This is a genomic window from Microbacterium sp. C448 (assembly GCF_000582705.2).
Lineage (GTDB): Bacteria > Actinomycetota > Actinomycetes > Actinomycetales > Microbacteriaceae > Microbacterium > Microbacterium lacus_A.
The window spans coordinates 1-20081 of sequence record NZ_HG779624.1; the positions used below are offsets into that span (position 1 = coordinate 1).

The following is a 20081-nucleotide window of genomic DNA, read 5'->3' on the forward strand; positions in this document are numbered from 1 at the left end:
AGGAGCGGCACAAAACCTGGAGCGCTTCACAGTACCCGGCGAAGGCGTCCGTCGTGAGGGTTCGCGCCTGAGCCAGCGCCGGCGCGAGCTCGGCGATCAGCTTCGGCGGGCCCGAAACATAAGCGTGACGGGAGGAGAGGTCCGGCACAACCCTCGGCAGACCCTCGGCGTCGAGGCGAACACCCCGCGCCCACACCCAATTCGCCGGAAGATCACGCGGCTGATCGCGGGTGAAGACGATGACCTCGATACCGGATGCCTCGAGCTCATCACGAAACGCCAGTTCGGATGCCTCGGACGCGACGTAGATCAAGACCACATTGCGCTCGACTCCGCGCGCCCGGTCCTCACGCACCTGCGAGATGAAGGGCGTGATGCCGATCCCGGCCGCCACGAGCAGCACAGGCGCGTTCGGGTTGCTCGGCATCAAGAAGTCGCCCCAGACACCCGTCGCCGAGTAATCGACACCCGGCGAGGCGACCGCGAGCGCCTTCTTGAACGTGCTCTCCCCCGACCCGGACCCCGACCCCGCACCCGCACCCGGCTTGACCCGGTACGCGACGCGCACGGTCGGGGCGTCACTCGGGGCCGACACGATGCTGAATTCCCGCCGCGTGCCGCGGGCATCGGCCTTGGCGTGCGGAACATCGAGTTCCAGGTACTGACCGGCCACGAACCGCACCGGACGCCGCGCCTCGAACGTCAGCTCCCGCACGGACGGCGTGATCATGCGCGCATCGGCCAGGCGCAGCCGCACAGCGCGGTGGGCCACCCACACGAACGCGAGCAGATTGCCGATGAGCAGCGCGCGCTCCTGGCCGAGCGTGAAGTATCCGACCGAAATCGGCCAGCCCGCGAGCACACCGACGACGGCCGCAACGGTCATCTGCTGCCAGCGCCGGGGCGGCAAGGTCAGGGGTTCCGACAGCATGAAGGCACCCAGGAAGAGGAAGGGCGACGACCACAGCGCGAACGACAGCGTCTGTCCTGCGTCGAACTCGAAACCCGCGGCCTGGGACTGCACGGCAACACGCAGCACGTACACCCCGACGGCGATCACGAAGAACGTCGCGACGATGCGCAGCCGCTCGGTGCGCACCAGCACGAACAATCCGAGAATCAGCACGGGCGCGGCGAGAACGGGCGAACCCACCCACCAGGCCGATGCGCCGAGTCCCGAGATCGTGAGCACGGCGGCACCCACGGCGGCCGGATTGAGGATGTGCCGACCCCGCCACGCGATCACGTACTTGGAGACGACCGCCGCGACACCGGCGAAGGCTATCCCGAGAAGCTCCAGCGGAACGACGGTCGGGCGCAGGATGAAGACCATGATCGCGGCGGTGATGAGCGACGACTCGTGCCGGATCGGCATCTTGAGCAGCCGCTGCACGAGCGCGTTCGCGCCGACGCACACGGCGAAGAGCACCACGATCGTCACCACGAGTTCGAGCGGTCCCGGCACCACGAGCCCGAAGAACGACAGCACGAGGGCCACCAGCGTCAGGATGCCGAGCGCCATTAACACGAGTCGGTACATCGACAGGCGTCCGAGGTACCCGCGGATGCGCGCCCAGCCACCCACCAGCATTGCGATCACGAGCTTCTCCTCAGTCCGTCAGTCCGTCGACGCTGCCAGGCCACCCGGCACGCGACCTCACGCCACGCTAGCGGTCCGCGTGAAGAGCTCCGCGGAGCATCCGCGCGACCACTCCACCCGCCCATTGGTCAGCATCCGTACCCATTCAGCACCCCACCGGTGAGCGAGTTCGTCACCGCCGTCGAAGAAGAGCGCTGTCGCCAGGGCATCCGCGCGCATCGCCGTGTCGGCCACGACCCAGGTCGCCGCGACGGTGCGCACCGGCACACCGGTGCGCGCATCGAGCACGTGATGCAGCCCATCGCCCCACGCCCGCCGGTTCGCGGCCGAGGCGCAGAGAGCAGCATCCGTGACCTCCCACACGCCGATCGCGCGCTTCGCATCGAACGGATGCTCCAGCCCGATGCGTTGCGCCGTGCCGGTGACGAGCAGGTCTCCGCTCGCGTCGACCACCGCCCGGCCGTCGGTCCAGGGCTCGAGCGCGCGCGCCACGACGTCGACCAGACGGCCCTTGCCGAGCGCGCCCACGTCGATCATCGCGGGCTCGGCGAGCGCGAGGCGTTCGTCGCGCCACCGCACGCGCGTCGGCCAGTTCGAGGGTGCCGCAAGCGGGTCCCCCGCCCGAAGCGAGTAGGTGGCGTCGTAACCCAAGCGATCAAGCGAGGCGCCCACGAGCGGATTCACCGCCCCGGATGTCGCGAGCGACACCTCTTCGAACGCGTCGAGCATCGCCGCAGCATCCGGCGGCACCGGAACGGGCCCACCCCCGCGCGCGAGCAGCGAGACGAGCGAGTCCGGGCGAAAGCGCGACCACGCGGAATCGAATGCTCCGATGACACGATCCGCCGCCGCACGCGCGTCGCCCGGCAGTTCGTCGACCGTGTCGATGCGCCAATGCGTGCCGATCGCATCGAACTCCCACGTCTCCGCGAGCGGCACCGCGGCGCCGGGCGGCATGCTCGACGACGGGGTCACGGTCAGGCCGCCGCTTCGTCCTTGATCGCGTCGATCGCGTCGTTGAAGCCACCGCTCGTGAGCGATGACCCGGCGACCCGATCGACCGAGATGTCGTCGATGTTCTGACCCACGACCTCGTCGTCGATTCCGCCGATGAACTCGGACTGATACCGCTCGGATTCGGATGCCTGCGGGTCGCCCGAGACCTCGACCGCGGTGATGATGTCGTCCGCGAGCGTGATCGTGACCTCGATCGTCTCGACCGATTCGGGGGTCTGATATGAGCCCGTCGCCGTGTAGGTGCCGTCGACGTATGCGGCGCCCGAGGCGTCGGTCCCCGCCGAGGTGTCGGTCGACGACTCGGTGGACGATGAGGCCTCGGTGCTCGCGGCATCCGTCGTGTCGGCTGCGGCAGTGCTGCATCCGGCGAGCGCCAACGTTCCGGCGACACCGATCAGTGCGGCGCTGATACGAAGCGGGCGAGGGGCGAGGGTGTCGCGGATCATCAGGGGCTCCTCCGGGGATGGGCCGGCGTTCTGTGCCGGTGATCCCGAGCGTAGAGCGCCGTTTCTCCGATCCTCCTTGAGGATCCTATGAAGAATCTTTGAGCGTGAATCAGTCCCGAGCGAGTAGCTCAGGCCGCGCCGTCGAACATGCTCGTGACAGAGCCGTCCTCGAAGACCTCGTGGATGGCGCGGGCCAGCATCGGCGCGATCGGGAGGATCGTCAGACCCGGGAAGCGACGGCTCTCGGACAGCGGGATCGTGTCGGTGACGACGACCTCGTCGATCGAGACGTCCTGCAGGCGCTCGGATGCCGGATCGCTGAAGACCGCGTGGGTCGCGGCGACGATGACGCGCTCGGCGCCCGCGGCCTTGAGCGCCTGGGCGGCCTTCACGATCGTGCCACCGGTGTCGATCATGTCGTCGACGATCAGGCAGACGCGTCCCTCGACATCACCGACGATCTCGTGCACCGTGACCTTGTTGGCGACCTTCGGGTCGCGACGCTTGTGGATGATCGCCAGCGGCGCACCCAGGCTGTCCGACCAGGTGTCGGCAACGCGGACGCGGCCCATGTCGGGAGAGACGACCGTCAGCTTGGAGCGGTCGGCCTGCGAGAGCGTCCGCTGGAAGTACTCCAGCAGGACGGGCTTGGCGAAGAGGTGGTCGACGGGTCCGTCGAAGAAGCCCTGGATCTGCGCGGCGTGCAGGTCGACGCTCATGACGCGGTCGGCTCCGGCGGTGCGCAACAGGTCGGCGACGAGGCGCGCACTGATGGGCTCGCGTCCCCGGCCCTTCTTGTCCTGACGGGAGTAGGGGTAGTACGGAGCGACGACGGTGATGCGCTTCGCGGATGCACGCTTCAGGGCATCGAGCATGATGAGCAGCTCCATGAGCCACTCGTTGACCGGGTGACCGAACGACTGGATGACGAAGACATCGCACCCGCGGATCGAGACCTCGAAGCGGGTGTAGATCTCGCCACTCGCGAAGGTACGGTGCTCGGTCGGTGCCAGCTGGATGCCCAGCGCTTCGGCTACCTCGTCGGCGAGAGCGGGAGCGGAGCGTCCCGAGACGACGACCAGCCGCTTCTTCGTCTTGGCGACGAGTCCGGGCGCGATGTCCAGGTCTCGATCGAGGTCAACCGTCTTCTTCTTGCGAGCCATTGGGGGCCTTCTCTGCGGCCTGAGCCGCTGCAGTGCCAGGTCGGTTGCGTGCGACCCAGCCCTCGACGTTGCGTTGCGAGGCCACGGTGAGTGCGAGCGCGCCCGGCGGAACATCCTTCCGCACGACCGTACCGGCACCGGTATAGGCCCCATCACCGATCCTAACCGGCGCGACGAACACGTTGTGCGCCCCGGTGCGGACGTGGTCGCCCACCTCGGTGCGGTGCTTCTCGACCCCGTCGTAGTTCGCGATGATCGTGCCGGCGCCGACGTTCGCGCCCACCCCGACCTCGGCATCACCGAGGTACGACAGGTGCGGAACCTTGCTGCCGTTCCCGATACGCGCGTTCTTCGTCTCCACGAAGGTGCCGATCTTGCCACGCGAGCCGAGGTTCGTCCCGGGACGCAGGTACGCGAACGGTCCGACCGTCGCGCGAGCGCCGATCACCGCGAGCGTCGCGTCGGTACGCGTGACCGTGGCGTCCTCGCCCACCTCGCAGTCGACGAGGCTCGTGTCGGGGCCGACGATGGCGCCCTCCGCGATGCTCGTGGCACGCAGGATGTGGGTGTTCGGCAGCACCGTCACGTCGGGCGCGAGCGACGCGGTCACATCGATCCACGTCGTCGCGGGGTCCTGCACGGTGACGCCCTCGAGCTGCCAGCGGCGAACCGTGCGGGCATTGAGCTCCGCCGCCGCCGCCGCCAGCTGTACGCGGTCGTTGATGCCGAGGGCGGCGGTCGGGTCGGGCGCGAGCGTCGCGCCGATCGTCATGCCTGCGGTGTGGAACAGTGCGACAACATCCGTCAGGTACCGCTCGCCCTGCGCATTGTCGTCACCGAGGGCACCGATCTCGCGCCGGAGCGGCGCCGACTGGAAGATGTAGACCCCGGCGTTGATCTCCGCGATCGCACGCTCCTCGGGCGAGGCATCCCGCTGCTCGACGATGCCGACGACACCGCCGTCGCCCGAGCGAATGACGCGCCCATACCCGGTCGGGTCATCGACGCGCGCACTCAGCAGGGTGACCGCAGCCTCCGCCGCGCGGTGCCCGGCGACCAGTTCCGCAAGGGTCTCTCCGTCGAGCAAGGGCACGTCCGCGCTCAGGATCAGGATGTCTCCGCCGAACTCCGTCAGCTGCTCGAGCGCGACCTGCACGGCGCGACCGGTGCCCGGGATCTCGTCCTGATCGACGACGACCGCCTCGGGTGCGACATCCTGCACCGCGTCCGCGATCAGATCACGTTCGTGACGCACGACCACGAGCAGCCGATCGGGGTCGAGCGTCCCTGCCGTGTCGAGCACGTGTTGCAGGAGAGACCTGCCGCCGATGCGGTGCAGAACCTTCGGCGTTCGCGACCTCATCCGTGTGCCCTGACCCGCGGCGAGGACGACGATGGCGAGATTCTGATCAGTCATGCTCCGCCGCCAGGATTCGAACCTAGACCTAACAGCTCCAAAGGCTGTCGTGCTGCCGTTACACCACGGCGGACCGCGGCCACCACGGGGCCGCCCCTCAAGTCTGCCAGAGCGGGGCGTGACGCACTCCCGCAGGCGGCCCCTCTCCTCGATGTCCCGACTTTTCACCCCATGGCGCCGCTTGGGGTGAAAAGTCGGGACATCCGCGATGATGGGGGGATGCCACGCGAGAGCGACGAAGTCGACCGAATCGTCGCCGCGTGGACCGCGCAGCGTCCCGACCTCGATTTCTCGCCGCTCGAGGTGCTCTCTCGCGTCGATCGACTTTCACGACACCTCGACCGCGCTCGCCGTGCCGCGTTCGGGCGCAGCGAGCTCGTCTCGTGGGAGTGGGATGTGCTGTCGGCGCTGCGCCGCGCGGGTGAGCCGTTCCAGCTCAGCCCGAAGCAGCTCCTGCAGCAGACGCTCGTTTCGAGCGGCACCATGACCAACCGCATCGACCGGCTCGTCGGGCGCCGACTCGTGCGGCGCGAGGCAGACCCGGGCGATGGGCGAAGCATCCTGGTGACCCTCACCGACGAGGGCCGGACGCGCGTCGACGCCGCAATCACGCGCCTGGTCGACGCCGAATCGCACCTGCTCTCTGAGCTTTCGCGCTCCGACCGCGAGAGACTCGCGGGGTTGCTGCGCAAGCTCAGCCTGGGTTTCGACGCCGAATGAACGACTCCGGCGTTGCTGACGAACACTGCCAACGAACAGCACCGACGAGAGGGTGACATGACGAACGCGACCGATTCGAGCCCGGCCGGCTTTCGCGGCTGGCTGCGCCGGGTCTTCGGCGGCCCCTCGGCCGTCTACGGCCTGATTCTCTACTCGGCGCTCATCGCCGGTGTCTCGGACGAATCAACCGACAGCCTCGAGGTGCTGATCGTCTCGTTCATCTCGTTGATCATCTTCTTCATCGCGCACGTGTTCGCCCACACCCTGAGCGACCACGGCGACCACGGCTTCTGGAACGCGCTCGAGGGCGGGGTGCGGGAATCCGCGGGGATGCTGTACGCCGCGATCCCGTCGACGCTGGTCTTGATCGTCGGGGCGACGACGCATATGGATGCGGATGACTCGGTGAGCCTCGCTCTGCTCGTCGCCACCCTCGTGCTCGGCGTGCTCGGCTACTCGGCCTATGCGCGCCGTGGGGCCGGGCGCTTCGTGCGGATCGTCGGCGCGATCGGCACAGCCATCCTCGGCTTCGCGATCATGATCCTGAACTACGCCGTCCACTGACGCGCCACACCGTGCGCGGAGCAGGTGCGGGAGCTGGCGACCCGACTACTCGAGCTGTTCTGACAGCTCGAGCCAACGCTCCTCGAGACTGACGTTCTCGCTCTCGAGCTGCCCGATTGCCGCCATCTTCGCGCCGAGGCCGACGAAGTCTGACTGATCGTGGTCGGCGAGGGCCGTGCGTTTCGCCGTGATCTCGGCATCGACCTTCGCGATCCGACGCTCGATCGAGGCCAGTTCCTTTTGCGCCGTGCGCAAGTCGCCCCCGCTGAGTCCCGCGGCCTTGGCACCGACGGCGGCGGACGTCTGGCTTCCGCCGGCCTTCTGCTGCGCGCGGCGACGACGCAGGTACTCCTCGACACCGCCCGGCAGGTGGCGCAGACGCGTGTCGAGGATCGCGTACTGCTGATCCGTGACGCGCTCCAGGAAGTACCGGTCGTGGCTCACGACGATGAGGGTGCCGGCCCACGAGTCGAGCAGGTCTTCGATCGCCGCGAGCATGTCGGTGTCGAGGTCGTTCGTGGGTTCGTCGAGGATCAACACGTTTGGCTGGTCGAGCAGGATGAGCAGCAGCTGCAGGCGGCGCTTCTGTCCACCCGAGAGGTCCTTAACCGGCGTCGAGAGCTGCTCGGATGCGAAGCCCATCCGCTCGAGCAGTTGACCCGGTGTGAGGTCCTGCGCCTTGGATCCCGTGCCGATCGTGTAGCTGGTGCGCAGGCCCGAGATCACGACCCGGACGGGATCGCCGAGGTGGGGCTCGAGCGAGTCCATCTGCTGGGTGAGGGTCGCGACCTTCACGGTCTTCCCGCGCTTCACCCGACCGGTGGTCGGCTCGAGAGTCCCGGCGACGAGGCCGAGCAGCGTCGACTTGCCGGCGCCGTTCACCCCGAGGATTCCGGTGCGCTCGCCAGGCGCGATGCGCCATTCGACGTCGTTCAGCACCGGCACGCCGTCGTAAGAGACGGATACATCGAGCAGGTCGACGACGTCCTTGCCGAGCCGCGTCACCGCGAGCGACTGCAACGAGACCCGGTCGCGGATCTCAGGCACGTCGGCGATGAGTTCGTTGGCGGCGTCGATGCGGAACTTGGGCTTGGTGGAGCGTGCGGGCGCCCCACGGCGCAGCCACGCGAGCTCTTTGCGCGCGAGGTTCTGCCGGCGCGCCTCGATCGTCGCCGCCTGCCTGTCTCGCTCGACCCGCTGCAGGATGTATGCGGCGTAACCGCCCTCGAAGGGGTCGACGATGCGGTCGTGGACCTCCCAGGTGGTGTTGCAGACCTCGTCCAGGAACCACCGGTCGTGTGTCACGACGAGCAGCCCGCCGGAGTTCGCGGACCACCGGCGCTTCAGGTGCTCGGCGAGCCAGGCGATGGCCTCGACATCCAAATGGTTCGTGGGTTCGTCCAGGGCCAGGATGTCCCAGTCCCCCGCCAGCAGGCGCGCGAGCGCAACCCGGCGGCGCTGACCACCCGAGAGAGTGCCGAGCTTCGCCGCCCAGGGCAGGTCGCCGAGCAACCCCGTGACCACATCGCGGACAAGCGGATCGCCCGCCCACTCGTGCTCGGGGGTGTCGCCGATGACGGCGCCCCCGATGGTGTCGCCGTCGTCGAGGGTCTCGCCCTGGTCGAGCACACCGATCCGCACACCACCGCGCACGGTCACGCGTCCGCCGTCGGGCTCGAGGCGGCCGGCGAGCATTGCGAGCAGGCTCGACTTGCCGTCGCCGTTCCGGCCGACGATGCCGATGCGGTCGCCCTCGTTGACGCCGAGCGAGACGGAGTCGAAGACGACTTTGGTGGGAAATTCGAGGTGCAGGGCCTCAGCCCCGAGAAGATGAGCCATATCGGCTCTAGGCTACGCGGGTCTGTGGGGCCGTCGTTTCGTCTCGCTGCGCTCGCTCAACGACCGGGGCCACCGGTCGTTGAGCGAGCGGCGCAGCGACGAGACGAAACGCCTACCGAACCTCAGACGAGGCCGTTCTCCTCGAGGAAGGCGGCCGCGATGTCGTCCGGCGACATCTCGTCTTCCGTGCTCTGGACGTTGAGCGCGACCAGAGCATCTGCGGTGAGTGCCGCACTGACCGCGTTGATGACGTCGGCGATCTCGTCGGCGACATCCGCGTTCACGACGGGCACGACGTTCGAGGCGAGGAACAGCCCCTCGGGGTCTTCGAGCACGACGAGGTCCTGCGTCTGGATGCGCGGGTCGGCCGTGAAGACGTTCGCGACGTTGACGGTGCCGGCGACGAGGTTCTCGACCGTTGTGTCACCCGTCGGCGAGAAGGTCACGTCGACCCCGTAGACATCGGCGAGGCCGGTCGGACCGTACGGACGCTCGGCGAGCTCCGGCGGGCCGCCCAGCGTCAGGGGCACGGTCACGTTCGCCAGGTCGGCGATCGTGGTCAGTCCGTTCTCGTCGGCGAACGCCGCGGTCACGGTGTACGAGTCCTGGTCACTCGCCTCGGCCTGGTCGAGCACCGTCAGGTTCTCGGGCAGGGCCTCTTGGAGGGCGGCGTAGACGTCCTCCGGTGTGCGGGCCTCGGTGTCGGGCTCGAAGTACTGCAGCAGGTTTCCGCTGTACTCGGGGAAGAGCGTGATGGCCCCCGACTCGATCTCGGGCATGTACGCGTCACGCTGACCGATGTTGAACTGACGTTCGACCTCGACGCCGGCGCCCTCGAGGGCCTGCGCGTAGATCTCGGCGATGATCTCGTTGGAGTAGTACGCCTGCGAACCGATGACGATCGTGTCACTCGACACCTCGCCACCAGCTGATTCCTCTTCGAGCGGGTTGCTGGAGGAGCAACCCGCGAGCACGAGCGCCGCCGTCGCGGCGAGCGCCGCTCCGAAGACGCCTCTTCTTCGCTGTGTTCATGGTGCTGTTCTTCTCTCTGTGGGTGGGACTGTGTGGGAACGGTGTGTTTTTCGGGACCGGGGTTCAGGCGGGTGACGCTTGGACGGATGGCCGAGGTGCCGCACGATCGCGGCGCTTCTCCCGGCCCGGGCCCGCGCCTCCGCCCCGTCCGGCGAGCACGCCGCGCGGAACGACCAAACGCTCGGCGATCGCGAACAGTGCGTCGAGCACCAACGCGAGGGCGGCGACGAGGATTGCCCCGGCGAGCACCTGGTCGAAGCGGTTCAGGTTGATGCCCTGGATGATGTACAGCCCGAGCCCGCCGAGGCCGACGTAGGCGGCGATCGTCACGGTCGCGACGATCTGCAGCGTTGCAGCGCGCAGGCCCGACACGAGCAATGGCAGCCCGAGTGGGACCTCGATGCGCCACAGGATCTGCCACTCGGTCATGCCCATCGCCCGTCCGGCGTCGATCACGCGGCGATCGATCGCCTCGAAGCCCGCGTAGGCGCCCGCGAGGATCGAGGGGATGCCGAGCAGCACGAACGTGATGATGGCCGCGGCCTGCGTCTGCAGCACGCCCATGAGCAGGACGAGCAGAACGAGCAGGCCGAACGACGGGATGGCACGGGCCGCGCCCGAAATCGCGACGGCGATCTCGCGCCCCTTGCCCGTGTGACCGATCGCCCAGCCGACGGGGATGGCGATGACCGCCGCGACCAGGACCGCGAGGAACGTGTAACCCAGGTGCTGGGCGATGGCGACGGGGATGCCGAGAGGCCCCGACCACCGTTCGGGGTTCATGAGCCACGCGAGGGTCTCGGCGAAAAGGTTCATGCGGCCACCTCGGCCGGGGCGATCGCGCGACGGGCGCGGCGCTGGGCACGTCGGGCATCACGGCGGCCGGGTTTACGCGCCCAGGGCATGAGCGCCCGGCCCGCGAGCACCAGCAGGTAGTCGAGGATCAGCGCGATGACCACGACGGCGACGACGCCCGCAAGCACCTCGGGGATGATGCGCCGCTGCAGCCCATTGGTGAAGAGGTACCCGAGATTGTCGACGCCGATCAGGATGCCGACGGTTGCGAGCGAGATCGTGCTGACCACCGTCACCCGAAGCCCCGCGAGGATGACGGGCCCGGCGAGCGGGAACTCGACGGCCCAGAACCGACGGAATGATCCGTAGCCGAGCGCCGTGGACGCCTGGCGGATGGCCGGGTCGACTGACTGCAGGCCGTCCGAGACGGAACGGACCATGATCGCGACGGCATAGATCGTCAGCGCGATGATCAGGTTTGTCGGACTGATCGCGCTGTAGCCGAAGAGAGCGGGCAGCAGCATCAGCAGTGCGAGCGAGGGGATCGTGTACAGCAGACCCGTCACGGTGATGAGGCCGCTGCGTAGCAGACGGTAGCGGAAGGCGACCCACCCGAGCGGCACCGACAGGACGAATCCGATCACGATCGCGATCACGCTCTGCTGGAGGTGCAGCAGAGTCTTCTCACCGATCAGGTCGAGGTTGTCGAGCACCCAGTTCATGTGGGCACCTGATTCACGAGCGCGCCCTGCGCGCGGCCCTCAGCGTCGATCACCACCGTGCCGTGCGGGGTTTCGCGCAGGCTCAGCGCGCGCTTGCCCTTGTCGGCGCCGATGAAGCTCGCGACGAAGTCGTTCGCGGGATTTTCGATGATCTCGTTGGGGCTGCCGACCTGGGCGACGCTCGCGCCCTTCTGCAGCAGCACGACCTGGTCGCCGAGCAGAAAGGCCTCATCGATGTCGTGCGTGACGAAGATGATCGTCTTGCCGAGTCCCTCTTGCAGGCGGATGAGCTCGTTCTGCAGCTCGGCACGCACGATGGGATCGACGGCGCCGAAGGGCTCGTCCATCAGCAAGACGTTCGGGTCGGCAGCGAGTCCGCGTGCGACACCGACCCGCTGCTGCTGACCCCCCGAGAGCTGTGCCGGGTAGCGACTTGCGAGCGAGGCATCCAGTCCCACCGTGTCCATCAGTTCACGCGCTCGCTCGCGGGCATCGCGGCGCGGCCTGCCCTGCAGCACGGGCACGGTGGCGATGTTGTCGATGACCGTGATGTGCGGGAGAAGACCGGAGTTCTGCATGACGTAGCCGATGCTGCGGCGCAGTTCGACGGCGTTGCGCGAACGGATGTCTTCGCCGTCGATCTCGATCGTTCCAGCCGTGGGGTCGACCATGCGGTTGACCATCCGCAGCAGCGTCGTCTTGCCGCAGCCGGATGACCCGACCAGGACCGTGGTCTTGTGCGCGGGAATGATGAGTGAGAAATCATCGACGGCAGCGGTGCCGTCCGGATACTCCTTGGAGACCGAGCGAAACTCGATCATCGCCGGGGCTCAGCCGTCACGGGACGACCGAGACATCCTTCCCGAAGGCGACGTGGCCGGCGAAGTCGCGGCCGACGCGCTCGACGGCGCCGTCGTACGGCTCGGGGTAGCTCCACCCGGCGTCTTCGATCAGACCGTCGTCGGTCTTCAGCGACCAGTACTGGCAGACGCCCTTCCACGGGCAGGTGTAGGGAGTGGGGCTCTCGACGAGCAGCCCTTCGGTCAGGCTCGACTGGGGGAAATACCAGTTGCCTTCGATCCGGACGAGGTCTTCTTCGGGTGCTTCTGCGACCACCAGGTCGCCTACGACTGCGCGCATCGTTCCTCCTCGGAGAGCGGTGCGTCCGAGCCTAGCGGCCCTCGCCGACACGGGGGCCAGGCTTGACATGTCCGTGCTCGCGCTCGTTCTTCTGGCGCGGGTGCACGACTTCTCGCCGACTGCACGACGTGCGTGCCGCGCCGAGGCCGTGGCTCGCGCGCAAGTCGTGCCGGCCCGATGCGCTACGGGCTCGGCGAGCGGCCCTGGCCTCAGGGCATGACGCGGGCGCCCGGTACCGGGCCGTGCGCACTGAGGGCGACGTGGCCCGAGGCCGACATGGCAACGCGCACGTCGAGGGCCGCCTCGGCATCGGCGCAGAGGAACGCCGTGGTCGGGCCGGAGCCCGAGACGATGCCGGCGAGCGCTCCCGCGCGCTCCCCCTCCTCGATGCGCGCCACGAGATCCGGGCGCAGGTTCTGCGCGGCGACCTGAAGATCGTTGCGCAATGACGCCGCGAGCCGGATGGGATCCCCCGCGCGCAGCGCGTGCAGGACATCCGGATCGACGACCGGTTGGCGGGCCGCCGGCGCGATGTCGGTCTGGGCTCGCTCGCGATGCGCATCGAGTTCGGCGTAGACCTGCGGGGTCGACAGGCCCCCATCATCCGTCACGAAAACCCACTCGAACCGACCGCGAGCCAGAGCGGGGCTCAGCTCGTCGCCGCGCCCCGTACCGACGGCCGTGCCACCTTGCAGCGCGAAGGGAACGTCGGCCCCCAGCCGCGCGGCCAGGCCCTGCAACTGCGTGGTCGTCAGGCGTGTGTCCCAGAGCGCGTCGCACGCGACGAGGGCCGCGGCCGCGTCCGCCGAGCCACCACCCATGCCACCCGCCACGGGCACACCCTTGCGGATCTCGAGGTGCACACCACCCTCGTAGCCCGTCTTGCCCGCGAGCAACCGCGCGGCGCGAACCGCGAGATTCCGATCGTCGAGCGGGACGCCGGAGGTGTCGACGGGGCCGTGCACCGAGACGGAGAAATCATCGGATGCGGTGGCCCACACATCCTCGTACAGCGACACCGCTTGGAAGGCCGTCGCCAACTCGTGGTACCCGTCGTCCATGACCCGGCCGACCTCGAGAAAGACGTTCACCTTGCCCGGCGCGCGCACGTGCACGCGCGCCGCGTCGGGCAGCAGGGGGCCGGCGGTGCTCACAGGTCAGACGACTCCGCCCAGAGGTTGACGTCCAGAGAGTCCGACAGCGCGTCGATCTGCTCGAGTTCTTCGGTGTCGAACGCGGGTCCCGACAGCGCCGCGATGTTCTCGTCGAGCTGCTCCGTGCGGGATGCCCCGATGAGCGCCGACGAAACTACTCCGTCGCGCAGCACCCACTGCAGCGCGAGCTGCGCGAGGGTCTGACCGCGTTCCTTGGCGATGACGTCGAGGCCCCGCAGCTTCGCGACGGCGCTATCCGAGAGCCGTCCGCTCGGGAGCGACCCACGCTTTTGCGCACGCTCGGCCGATCCGTCGCCGAGGTACTTCGAGGTGAGCAGGCCCTGGGCCAGCGGCGTGAACGCGATGGCACCCATGCCCTCCTGCCGGAGCACTCCCGTCAGGCCGTCCTCGATCCAGCGGTTCAGGATCGAGTACGAGGGCTGGTGGATGACGAGCGGTGTCCCGAGCGAGCGGGCCACAGCGGCGGCTTCCGCCGTGCGTTCCGCGCTGTATGACGAGATCCCGACGTAGAGGGCCTTGCCCTGGCGCACGAGGGTGTCGAGCGCGCCCACGGTTTCCTCGATGGGCGTGACGGCATCCGCGCGGTGCGAATAGAAGATGTCGACGTAGTCGAGACCCATCCGTGTGAGCGACTCCTCGGCGGACGCGATCAGATACTTGCGCGAACCGTGATTACCGTACGGGCCGGGCCACATGTCGTAGCCCGCCTTCGACGAGATGATGAGCTCGTTGCGGTACGGCGCGAGGTCTTCCCGCATCATCCGTCCGAAGTTCGTCTCGGCGGTGCCGTATGGGGGACCGTAGTTGTTGGCCAGGTCGAAGTGCGTGATGCCGCGGTCGAACGCTCCGCGCAGCAGCGAGCGCTGGTTGTCGAACGGGATGTTGTCGCCGAAGTTCCACCACAGGCCGAGAGAGATCGGCGGAAGGTAGAGGCCCGAGGTGCCGACCTGGCGGTAGTCGGTGCCGCTGTAGCGGTCTTCCGCTGCCGCGTAGGGGCGGTGGAGTTCGTATGCGGGGGGAAACCTGACGCTGTCGCTCATCCGTCCAGGCTAGCGATGCCGACGGATCCCGGCGCCCCCTTGCGCAAAGCCGCGGCGATGCGCTCGAACTCGTCGATGCCGAGCTCTTCGCCTCGTGCTGTGGGTGCGACGCCCGCCGCCGTGAGGATCGCCGAGGCATCCGCGGCGCTTCCCCCGAGAACCGCGGCGAGCGCCTGACGGAGCATCTTGCGTCGCTGTTGGAAGGCGGCATCGACAATGGCGAACACGGCGCGTCGGTCGTCGCCGCTCCCCCGCGGCTGCGCATCGCGCTCGAAGGCGACCAGCACCGAGTCGACGTTCGGCACGGGCCAGAACACCTGCCGCGAGACCATTCCGGCGAGCCGCCATCTTCCGTACCAGGCTGCCTTGACGCTCGGCGCACCGTAGATCTTCGACCCGGGGGGCGCCGCGAGCCGCTCCCCCACTTCCGACTGCACCATCACGACGCCACGCTCGAGATCCGGAAAGTGCTCGAGCAGGTGCAGCAGCACGGGCACCGAGACGTTGTACGGCAGATTCGCGATCAGTACGCGCGGGTCGCCCGGGAGCTCGGTCACCCGAAGCGCGTCTGCATCGACGACCGTGAGCGCGCCATCGGCGACCCCGTGTGCCGTCGCCGTTTCGGGCAGGCGGGCCGCGAGCCGATGATCGATCTCGACGGCGGTGACGGATGCTCCGGCCTCCAGGATCGCAAGAGTCAGGGACCCGAGCCCGGGCCCGACCTCGACGACCCGGTCGCGCTCGGTGACGCGGGCAATCTGCACGATCCGGCGCACGGTGTTGGCGTCGACGACGAAGTTCTGACCGAGCTTCTTGGTGGGCGTCACGTCGAGCTCGGCCGCGAGTCGGCGAATCTCGGATGCGCCGAGGAGTGTCACCGACATGCGCCCAGCCTAGGCCGTGGCCCCCCGCGGATCGTCACATGATGTTCACATCGGGGCGGTCCGTGCTCGCCCGGGAGCGGGTAGCGTGGAGGACGAGTAGCTGGGGAAAGCCGCTCACGGCGGGCGTCAATCGCCCGTAGGCGCCGACGACGTCGCTATCGCACTGGGGAAGAGCGAGACAGCTGGGGGACGTATGGCGATCGTCATTGAGACGCGCGCGCAGGAAAAGCAACGCAAGGGCGACGACGAGCGATCCCGCCACGGCGAACAGCCACTTGCTCCGATTTATCAGATCGACCGGGCGCGGACGCGTGCGGAGGTGCTGGGCCTGCAGAGCGCACCCGCATCCGCACCGACATCCGCACCCGCATCGACACCGGTATCGACGCCGGAGCCCGCGTCACTGCCCGCGGCGCTCGATCCGGGGCCGCCGGTCCCCGCACCCGCACCGTCCGAGCCCTCTGCCCGCCGCGAGCCGGTCGACAGCCCGCTCGAGTTCGGGTCTCGTGCGGAGCAGCGCGCCCTGCGCACCAACGCGTACGACCAGCACGCCGCGGCGCGCAGCGGGCCGACCCCGGTCATGACGCTCGTCGTCATCATCGCGACGATCGGCATCCTGCTCTACTCGACGTTCCTGCTGAGCCCCGCGCATCGCGGCGACCCCATCCCCTACACGATGGTGATCATCGCCGAGTCGATCCTCGTCTTCCACGCGCTCCTGTCGATGTGGACGATCCTCTCCGGCGCGCGTGAGCCCCGGAGCTTCGCGTTCCACGACGCCGCGGCGCGGCTGCGCGGACCGGACGACCGGCTGGTGCTCGACGGACGCCCCGTCGACATCGACGTGCTCATCACCGCCTACGGCGAAGACCTCGGCGTCATCCGCCGTACCGTCACGGCGGCAGTGGCGATCGAGGGCCGCCACCTCACCTGGGTGCTCGACGACGGTCACTCCGACGAGGTGCGTGCACTCGCCGCAGAGCTCGGCGCGCGCTACGTGCGGCGTCTCGAGTCACACGGAGCCAAGGCCGGAAACATCAATCACGCCCTGACCCTCGCCAAGGGCGACTACTTCGTCGTGCTCGACGCCGACTTCGTACCCTCGCCCCGCTTCCTGATCGAGACGCTGCCTTTCTTCATCGAAGAGAAGGTCGCGTTCGTGCAGACGCCGCAGGTGTACGGCAACCTGCACACCGTCATCGCGCGGGGCGCGGCCTACATGCAGAGCGTCTTCTACCGCTTCGTTCAGCCCGGTCGCAACCGGTTCAACGCCGCGCTCTGCGTGGGCACGAACGTCATCTTCCGGCGGAGCGCGATCGACGAGATCGGCGGCCTCTACACCGACTCGAAGTCCGAGGATGTCTGGACCACGCTGACGCTGCACGAGAACGGATGGCGCTCGGTCTTCATCCCCGACGTGCTGGCTATCGGCGATGCCCCCGAGACGGTGGAGGCATACAGCAAGCAGCAGCTGCGCTGGGCGACGGGTGGGTTCGAGATCCTCCTCCGATACAACCCGTTCAGCCCGAAGCGGCGCCTGACGATGGATCAGCGCATCCAGTACCTCGTCACCGCGAGCTTCTACCTGACGGGCATCTCGCCGCTGCTCCTCCTGCTCGTCCCGCCGCTCGAGATCTACTTCGACCTTCGCCCGGTCACCATGGAGCTCAGCGTCGCGACCTGGGCCCTGTACTACGCCGGCTTCTACGTGATGCAGGTCCTCTTGGCCTGGTTCGCCGTCGGTTCGTTCAAGTGGGAGACCCTCACCCTCGCGACGGTCTCGTTCCCGATCTACACCAAGGCCCTCGCGAACGTCATCTCGGGCAAAGACGTCGGCTGGCATGTGACGGGCACGTCGACGAGACGCTCCCCGTTCAACTTCGTGCTGCCGCAGATGATGTTCTTCGTCTTCCTGGCCCTGACGACCGTCGTCGCGGTCTGGCGCGACACGCAGAACGAGACGTTCACGCTGGCCACCGCGTGGAACGCGACCAACACGGTCATCCTCGGGGCCTTCCTGATCGCCGTCTCCCGCGAGTCGCGGTGGATCAAGCGTCAGGAACCCCGTGACCTCTCGAGCTTCGCCCCGGTCATGCCCCCGATCGCGCGCACGGTCGTCTCGCGTCCGAGCGGCGAAGCATCCGTCCGCCCCACGGCCATCGGGGCGGTGCCGGCACGAGTCCCACAGCCCGTCGCGGATCGACCGGTCGTAGTGCCGCCGGCTCTTCAGAGCCCGGCCGCGGCACCGGGGAAGGCAACGCCGAGTGCCGCGCCGGCGACGTCCGCCGCGGTGCCCCTCACGCGCGCCGAGGCCCGCCGGGCGCGCGCCGAAGCACAACTCGTCGGTGCTGGTGTGGGTGCCGGTACTCCGGCAGGTGCTGAACGATGACCTGGGGCAACAGGCTGCGCCTCGTCGCCGGACTGATCCTCACATTGGCGATCGTGGCGGCGTGCACGCTGGTGTTCAATCAGCGCCAGCATCATGCGCAGAGCGCGAGCGCCATGCTCGTGTCGCAGCGATACCCCGTCGGCACCGACTTCGGGGGCATCGTCATCGACCAGCTCGTCGAAGAGGGCGAAAACGTGGTGGCCGGACAGCCGCTCTTCACCGTGCGCAGCCTCGCGCTTCAACGTGATCTCGCCGCCGCAGACGGTGACGCCGGCGCGGTCACCACGATCGCCGATATCGACGCGGAGGGCACCGCCACGCTCGTGTCCACCGTCGACGGTGTCGTCTCGTCGGTGGACGTACCGCAGGGCGGATACGCGCAGGCGGGTGGCGTGCTCGCAACCGTCGACCGCACCGGCAGCCTGTTCGTCGAGGCGCAATTCGTCCTCACCGCGCGCGACTACGGCCGCGTGGAGGTAGGGAGCAGCGTCGATCTGCGCCTGCCGAATCAATCGACCCTCGCCGGCGAGGTCACCGCGATCCAGGTCACCACGGTCGACGGGCAGGCCCTGTCGACGCTCCGAATAGAAAGCGACGAACTCACGGGCGCGTTGACGACAGGCCCGTTCCAACCCGGCACTCCGGTCGAGGCGACCGTCGAACTGCGCGATGACGGGCCGTTCGCGGGCATCACGGATGCCGTCAGCGACCTGCTGCGAAAAGTCGGCCTGTGAGGCATGCGCTTCGCCGCGGCACGCTCGCCGCGGCGTCGATCGGCGTGCTCGTCGCGCTTCTGGCAGCGTGTTCGCTCACGTCGCCCGGCGACGCGCCCTCCGAAGAGGGTGACGCCGGGGCGGGCACCGGTGCCGCGGACTGGGGGCCGCTCCCCGAGCGAGAAGTGGCCGAGGGCGTCACGATGCGCCTCGCCGACGGTGAGGTCCCTCCGACGAACCGCTGGTACTCCGGCCTCGTGTTCGGCGAGGAGCCGACCGCCGTCTACCCCTATCCGCTCGCCTTCCGTGCCACCGGCTCGACGTTCTCGCTGGAGCTCCCGGACGTGTCGGTCACCCCGACGACGATCGCGGCATCCGCGGGCGTCGGCTTGGCGATCTCAACCGAGGCCACGTCGTTCGTGACGACTCGCCATGACCCCGTGTCTGTGACCCTGGAGTACCGGGATGACATCGGCGCCGTCGGCGAAGTCACGGTCGCCGAAGGATGGCCGGTCGTGGCCTTCACCGCGAAGCGCGACACGTCCCTCTCGTCGCCCGCGCCGCTCGTCGCCGAGGGCGCCGGCGCCTGGAGCGTGACGGCGAACGGACGGACCTACGGGGTGCTGGCCACCGACGCCGACGTGAGCGGCTCGACCTTGCGTATCCGTGCGGGAGACAGCGCGCAATGGTTCGCGGTACCCACGGATTCGACGGTCGGGGCGTGGGCGGAGGCGTTGGGCGAGCCGATCGCCGGCGTCGAGACATCCTTCACCCTCGAGGACGAGACCGTCACCACCCGCATGACCTACGCCGACGAGGGATCGACGATCCTGGTGCCCTCCCCCGGACACCCCGCCGACGCTTCGTGCGACCTCGGCACCTTCGAAACGGCCTATGGCACGGCCGCAGCGTGCGCAGCCGCCGAACTCAGCCAGAGCGTTCCCCGCCTGACAGCTACCGCATCTTTCGATCTGGGCGGTGCCGACGCGGACGCGCGCGCCGAGATCGTCACCGCCCTGCGCGAGGACCTCGCCGCCACGCCCGCACTCCCCTCCGACACCTACGGCGGCGGCAAAGCCCTGGCACGGATCGGTTCGCTCGGTCTGCTCGCCCAGAGCCTCGGCGAAGCGGATCTGGCCCAAGAGGCCGCAGACCGGCTCTGGACCGAGATGGCCGAGTGGATGGATCCCGCGGGATGCGACGAGCGTGAGGCACGTTGTTTCGTGTACGACCCGACTCTGCACACGATCGTCGGCTTGATCCCCTCGTTCGGTTCGGAAGAGGCGAACGATCACCACTTCCACTACGGATACTTCCTCTCGGCGGCCGCAGCACTCGCCTCCCTCGACCCCGACCGCGTCGAAACCATGCCCCCGGTGATCTCGGCGTTGGCGGCCGACATCGCCGCGGGCGACGATGAGGTGC

General features: G+C 68.6%; 19 protein-coding genes and 1 tRNA gene. 5 read left to right on the forward strand and 15 right to left on the reverse strand.

Annotated features, from left to right (window positions below; translation table 11 throughout):
• From MIC448_RS04280 to MIC448_RS04305, 6 genes are all read right to left on the reverse strand, one after another.
• The coding region (locus MIC448_RS04280) for an FAD-dependent oxidoreductase (RefSeq protein WP_199484406.1) at positions 1–1591 on the reverse strand (1591 nt) is incomplete at its 3' end.
• A gap of 66 nt (positions 1592–1657) precedes the next feature.
• The gene (locus tag MIC448_RS04285) at positions 1658–2557 is read right to left on the reverse strand and encodes an FAD:protein FMN transferase (protein ID WP_036296540.1); all 900 of its coding nucleotides are present in this window, start codon (positions 2555–2557) and stop codon (positions 1658–1660) included.
• 20 nt (positions 2558–2577) lie between these two features.
• Positions 2578–3063 (reverse strand): FMN-binding protein, encoded by a 486-nt coding sequence (locus MIC448_RS04290; protein WP_036296517.1) that lies wholly within the window; start codon positions 3061–3063, stop codon positions 2578–2580.
• A 128-nt stretch (positions 3064–3191) separates the two neighbouring features.
• Positions 3192–4226 (reverse strand): ribose-phosphate diphosphokinase, encoded by a 1035-nt coding sequence (locus tag MIC448_RS04295; RefSeq protein ID WP_036296519.1) that lies wholly within the window; start codon positions 4224–4226, stop codon positions 3192–3194.
• Positions 4201–5643 carry a bifunctional UDP-N-acetylglucosamine diphosphorylase/glucosamine-1-phosphate N-acetyltransferase GlmU gene (gene glmU / locus MIC448_RS04300; protein WP_036296542.1) on the reverse strand — a complete coding sequence of 481 codons (1443 nt, stop codon included), beginning with the start codon at positions 5641–5643 and terminating at the stop codon, positions 4201–4203. The genes MIC448_RS04295 and glmU overlap by 26 nt, the downstream gene beginning before the upstream one ends.
• Position 5644: 1 nt before the next feature.
• Positions 5645–5716 (reverse strand) — tRNA-Gln (locus MIC448_RS04305).
• Between the two features lie 146 nt (positions 5717–5862).
• On the opposite strand from MIC448_RS04305, the gene MIC448_RS04310 reads away from it, so the two are divergent.
• Together MIC448_RS04310 and MIC448_RS04315 are read left to right on the forward strand one after the other, a co-directional pair.
• The gene (locus MIC448_RS04310) at positions 5863–6363 is read left to right on the forward strand and encodes a MarR family winged helix-turn-helix transcriptional regulator (RefSeq protein ID WP_036296521.1); all 501 of its coding nucleotides are present in this window, start codon (positions 5863–5865) and stop codon (positions 6361–6363) included.
• 57 nt (positions 6364–6420) lie between these two features.
• Positions 6421–6927 carry a hypothetical protein gene (locus MIC448_RS04315; protein WP_051513121.1) on the forward strand — a complete coding sequence of 169 codons (507 nt, stop codon included), beginning with the start codon at positions 6421–6423 and terminating at the stop codon, positions 6925–6927.
• A 45-nt stretch (positions 6928–6972) separates the two neighbouring features.
• Here the strand turns inward: MIC448_RS04315 and MIC448_RS04320 are convergent, their stop codons facing one another.
• From MIC448_RS04320 to rsmA, 9 genes are all read right to left on the reverse strand, one after another.
• Positions 6973–8766 carry an ABC-F family ATP-binding cassette domain-containing protein gene (locus MIC448_RS04320; RefSeq protein ID WP_036296523.1) on the reverse strand — a complete coding sequence of 598 codons (1794 nt, stop codon included), beginning with the start codon at positions 8764–8766 and terminating at the stop codon, positions 6973–6975.
• A gap of 122 nt (positions 8767–8888) precedes the next feature.
• A complete protein-coding gene (locus MIC448_RS04325; protein ID WP_051513123.1) occupies positions 8889–9740 on the reverse strand; it encodes an ABC transporter substrate-binding protein in 852 nt (283 codons plus the stop codon).
• A 121-nt stretch (positions 9741–9861) separates the two neighbouring features.
• On the reverse strand, positions 9862–10614 hold the full coding sequence (locus MIC448_RS04330) for an ABC transporter permease (RefSeq protein ID WP_036296525.1): 753 nt from the start codon (positions 10612–10614) through the stop codon (positions 9862–9864).
• Positions 10611–11315 (reverse strand): ABC transporter permease, encoded by a 705-nt coding sequence (locus MIC448_RS04335; RefSeq protein ID WP_036296527.1) that lies wholly within the window; start codon positions 11313–11315, stop codon positions 10611–10613. The genes MIC448_RS04330 and MIC448_RS04335 overlap by 4 nt, the downstream gene beginning before the upstream one ends.
• Positions 11312–12136: an ABC transporter ATP-binding protein gene (locus tag MIC448_RS04340; protein ID WP_036296529.1), complete on the reverse strand. Its 825-nt coding sequence runs from the start codon at positions 12134–12136 to the stop codon at positions 11312–11314. Before MIC448_RS04340 ends, MIC448_RS04335 begins: the two co-directional genes overlap by 4 nt.
• A gap of 16 nt (positions 12137–12152) precedes the next feature.
• Positions 12153–12455 carry a DUF427 domain-containing protein gene (locus MIC448_RS04345; protein WP_036296530.1) on the reverse strand — a complete coding sequence of 101 codons (303 nt, stop codon included), beginning with the start codon at positions 12453–12455 and terminating at the stop codon, positions 12153–12155.
• 209 nt (positions 12456–12664) lie between these two features.
• Positions 12665–13609, reverse strand: a complete 945-nt coding sequence (locus MIC448_RS04350) for a 4-(cytidine 5'-diphospho)-2-C-methyl-D-erythritol kinase (protein ID WP_279380978.1) — start codon at positions 13607–13609, stop codon at positions 12665–12667.
• Entirely contained in the window at positions 13606–14670 is a 1065-nt protein-coding gene (locus tag MIC448_RS04355) for an aldo/keto reductase (RefSeq protein WP_036296532.1), read from the reverse strand. The genes MIC448_RS04350 and MIC448_RS04355 overlap by 4 nt, the downstream gene beginning before the upstream one ends.
• Complete coding sequence (gene rsmA, locus MIC448_RS04360) at positions 14667–15554, reverse strand: 16S rRNA (adenine(1518)-N(6)/adenine(1519)-N(6))-dimethyltransferase RsmA (protein WP_051513125.1); 888 nt, start codon at positions 15552–15554, stop codon at positions 14667–14669. The genes MIC448_RS04355 and rsmA overlap by 4 nt, the downstream gene beginning before the upstream one ends.
• A 193-nt stretch (positions 15555–15747) precedes the next feature.
• Between rsmA and MIC448_RS04365 the strand changes: the two genes are divergently transcribed.
• The 3 genes from MIC448_RS04365 to MIC448_RS04375 form a co-directional block, all read left to right on the forward strand.
• Positions 15748–17943, forward strand: a complete 2196-nt coding sequence (locus MIC448_RS04365; RefSeq protein ID WP_051513127.1) for a glycosyltransferase — start codon at positions 15748–15750, stop codon at positions 17941–17943.
• Positions 17940–18677, forward strand: a complete 738-nt coding sequence (locus tag MIC448_RS04370) for an HlyD family efflux transporter periplasmic adaptor subunit (RefSeq protein WP_036296534.1) — start codon at positions 17940–17942, stop codon at positions 18675–18677. Before MIC448_RS04365 ends, MIC448_RS04370 begins: the two co-directional genes overlap by 4 nt.
• Positions 18674–20081: glycosyl hydrolase (locus MIC448_RS04375; protein WP_243419897.1), on the forward strand; the 1408-nt coding region annotated here is incomplete at its 3' end. The genes MIC448_RS04370 and MIC448_RS04375, both read left to right, overlap by 4 nt.